The sequence below is a fragment of the Lactiplantibacillus sp. ME-2 genome (assembly GCF_022549155.1).
Taxonomy (GTDB): domain Bacteria; phylum Bacillota; class Bacilli; order Lactobacillales; family Lactobacillaceae; genus Lactiplantibacillus; species Lactiplantibacillus plantarum.
Genome location: NZ_JAKZEQ010000159.1, coordinates 1 through 238, shown reverse-complemented (window position 1 = coordinate 238; position 238 = coordinate 1). Strand labels below are relative to the sequence as shown.

General features: G+C 68.1%; 1 protein-coding gene. It reads left to right on the top strand.

Annotation, left to right across the window (positions count from 1 at the left end):
* Positions 1–238: hypothetical protein (locus MMY95_RS15800; protein ID WP_241277844.1), on the top strand; the 238-nt coding region annotated here is incomplete at both ends.

Sequence of the window (238 nt, the reverse complement as noted above, 5' to 3'; positions counted from 1 at the left end):
GCAGCAGGGTGACGACCGATCGACTTCGTCCGGCGCACGCTTCGGAGAGTTTTTCCGCTACCACGGCTGGCTGGCGCCGGGCGTGCGCTGGTTCCGCAGCATCGGCTTCCCCGCCAAGTCGCTGTGGGTGGCCGCGGCGTTCATGGCGCCGCTGCTGATGCTGGTGGTCTTCCTCATCCGCGATGCCAATGCGTTGCTGGACACCGCCCGCCATGAACGCGACGGCGTGGCCTACACC